Source organism: Micromonospora tarensis, assembly GCF_016803395.1.
Classification (GTDB): domain Bacteria; phylum Actinomycetota; class Actinomycetes; order Mycobacteriales; family Micromonosporaceae; genus Micromonospora; species Micromonospora tarensis.
In genome coordinates this window covers 1-2599 of the sequence record NZ_JAEVHL010000435.1, presented here as the reverse complement: position 1 = coordinate 2599, position 2599 = coordinate 1, and the positions used below count along the sequence as shown (strand labels likewise).

Here is a 2599-nt window from a genome sequence, read left to right as displayed (position 1 = left end):
CGGCGACGTCTCGCCGCTGGCGGGGTCCGGCGGGGCCAGCTCCGCCGGCTCGGTCGCGGCCGGTGGCCCCGGGTCCGCCGTGGACCGGCTGGTCGTGGGCCTCGCGGCGCTCGGCACCCTGATCTTCGCTCAGCGGGTACGCCTGCTCGTCGCCCACCGGGTCGAGGACCCGGCCGGGCTGACCGCCGCCGAGGCGGCGGTGACCGCCGTCGACGAGGACCGGGCCGAGCTGCGGCTCTCGGTCAAGGAGAGGGACGACTTCTTCTCCACCTACTTCGTCAGCACCTGGTCGCCGTACCTGGTCCGGGTGGCGGCCCGGCTCCGGCTCACCCCGACCGGGGTGACGGCGATCTCGGTGCTGTTCGCGCTGGCCGCGGCGGTGTTGTTCGGGGTCGGCGGGCGGCCCGCGCTGGTCGGTGGCGCGGTGCTGCTCTATCTCGGCTTCGTGCTCGACTGCGTGGACGGCCAACTGGCCCGCTACACCCGGCACTTCAGCGCCTGGGGCGGCTGGCTGGACACGATGGCGGACCGGGCCAAGGAGTACCTGGTCTACGCCGGGCTGGGCTTCGGGGTGAGCCACGCCGGGCTGGGCAACGGCTGGGCGCTCGCGATCGCCGCGATGACGTTGCAGACCGTCCGGCACATGACCGACACCTGGTACGGGGTGCTGCACGACGAGGCGGCCCGCCGACCGCGTACGGCGACGAACGTCAGCGGCGGGATCGGTGGCCGGCTCAACGCGGCGTCGACCCGGGTGCAGGCCGACACCGGCTCGGTGTCGTACTGGCTGAAGCGGACCGTGGTCTTCCCGATCGGTGAGCGGTGGGCGCTGATCGCGCTGACCGTGGCGCTGTTCAACCCGCTGGTCAGCCTGGTCGCCGTGCTGGTCTGGGGGGTGCTGGCGTTCGCGTACACCGGGGCGCTGCGGACGCTGCGGGCCCGCTGGATGTGGGTGCCGGTGCTGGACACGGTCGACGCCACCCTGCACCGCGACGACGGGCCGTTGGCCCGTTGGCTGCCGGTGGTCCGCCCGATGGGGCCGCTGACCCTGGCGGTGGTCGCCGCGTTCGGCCCGGCGGTGCTGTTGGTGGTGGCGTTGCTGGCCGACGCGCCCGAGGGGCTGCGCTGGGCGGTGCCGGTGGCGTTGCTGGTGCTGCTGGTCGGCGGTCTGGGTGCCGGGGCGGCGCACAACGGTCCGCTGGACTGGCTGGTGCCTGCGGCGTTGCGGGCCGCCGAGTTCCTGTTCGCCATCGTGGTCGGGGTGGTCGGTGGCGCACCCGGCTGGCTGATCTTCGGGTACGTCTTCGTGCTCACCGTGCACCACTACGACCTGACCGCCCGGCTGGAGAAGCGGCAGGCGGCACCGCCGCTGCACGCCGCCACGCTGGGCTGGGACGGCCGTTCGGTGGTGTTGGCCCTCGCGGCGATTGCCGGCGTCGCGGGTATCGGGCTGGCTACACTCGGTGCGTACCTCCTCGTGGTCTTCCTGGTGAGCGTCGTCCTGGCCTGGTTCGTGCGACCGGCCCGTAGCGCGCGGGCGTCGGTCGCGCCGGTGGGCGCTGGAGGTGCCGCGCCGCGCTGACGGAGGGACGGCCGGATGACCCTGATCAGCTTCGTGGTACCGGCCTTCCGGGTGCAGGGTTACCTGCGGGAGTGCCTGGACTCCGTGCTCGGCCAGCCGGAGACGGACATCGAGGTGATCGCCGTCGACGACTGCTCGCCGGACGCCAGCGGCGACATCATCGACGAGTACGCGGCCCGCGACCAGCGGGTCCGCTCGGTTCGACTGGCAGAGAACGTCGGCCTCGGTCCAGCCCGCAACATCGGGCTGGACCGGGCCGCCGGCGAGTACGTGTGGTTCCTCGACGGAGACGACTGGCTGGCACCGGAGTGCCTGACCGAGGTCGCCGAGCGGTTGCGGACCACCCGCCCGGACGTGCTGCTGGTCGACCACGTCCGTACCCACTGGAACGACACCGCCACCCGCAGCGCGATGGCCGAGGTGTTTCCGGAGTCGCCGGGCCCGGAGACCTTCCGGCTGCGGGACCGGCCGGAGGCGATGCACCTGCTGCACACCGCGTGGAACCGGCTGGTCCGCCGGGAGTTCCTGGTCGACCTGGGGCTGCGCTTCGCGCCCGGCTGGTACGAGGACGTCTCGTTCAGCTACCCGGTGCTGATGGCGGCGCAGCGGATCGGCGTACTCGACCGGGTCTGCGTCAACTACCGGCAACGCCGCGCCGGCGCGATCACCCGGACCCGCGGTGACCGGCACTTCGAGGTCTTTCCCCAGTGGCATCGGGTCTTCCACCTGATGGATGCGTGGCGGCCGGCGACGGACGCGCTGCGCCCGGCCGTCTTCGAGCGGATGATCTGGCACTACCTGACGGTGCTCGGCAACGGCCAGCGGATCGCCCCGGAGCTGCGGCCGGCGTTCTTCGCGCAGATCACCGCCGACTACGAGCGCTGGCTGCCGGCCGGCGGCTATCCGGTGCCGGACGGGGTCGAGGGGATCAAACACCGGCTCGTCGCCGCCGGACGCTGGCGTACGTTCAGCGCCTTGCGGGCCGCCAGCCGGGCCCGCGACGTGGCCCGCCGGCGG

General features: G+C 73.2%; 2 protein-coding genes. Both read left to right on the top strand.

The features are described 5' to 3' along the window. Positions 1–1582, top strand: a 1582-nt coding sequence (locus JM949_RS35165) for a DUF5941 domain-containing protein (protein WP_203152368.1), incomplete at its 5' end; no start/stop codon positions are given. Between the two features lie 15 nt (positions 1583–1597). After that, positions 1598–2599 (top strand): glycosyltransferase family 2 protein (locus tag JM949_RS35160; RefSeq protein ID WP_203152367.1); only part of this gene is annotated, 1002 nt, incomplete at its 3' end.